Consider the following 551-nt stretch of genomic DNA (forward strand, 5'->3'; position numbering starts at 1 on the left):
CCGTGAATCGAGTGAAAACTCTAGTGTAGCTATTGTTGCTATCAATCGTAAAAATCATCGAGCTGGCTAAATTTCTGCTAATAGTTATCTGTATTGTTTTTCTTTGAGTTGGGTTATCTCTATTAGACAATACTAGCTATAAAGAATTTCAAATCTCTACAAACGTAGCTTTGTCCTTAAACATACATTCTTCATAAACCGGACAGGCTCCGCATTTAGGGGTACGCGCTTGACAGGTATAGCGCCCATGCAAAATGAGGTAATGATGAGCGTCAACCAATAGGTCTTCTGGAATACGCTCGACCAGCTTTTTCTCTACTATTAAGACGTTCTTACCAGTAGCCAGCCCCGTGCGATTGCTAACACGGAAAATATGCGTATCGACTGCCATAGTTGGTTGTCCAAAGGCAGTATTCAAGACCACGTTAGCGGTTTTGCGCCCCACACCAGCGAGCGACTCTAAGTCTTTACGGTTATCAGGTATGGTGCTGTCAAACTTCTCTATTAAATCGCGACAGGTTTTGATCACATTTTTGGCTTTGGCATTATAT

1 protein-coding gene is annotated in these 551 nt (G+C 41.9%); it reads right to left on the minus strand.

Annotated features, from left to right (window positions below):
* Positions 1-148: 148 nt before the first annotated feature.
* Positions 149-551: endonuclease III domain-containing protein (locus ACS8FD_RS23640; protein WP_439277645.1), on the minus strand; the 403-nt coding region annotated here is incomplete at its 5' end.

This window comes from Psychrobacter sp. 1U2 (assembly GCF_051847575.1).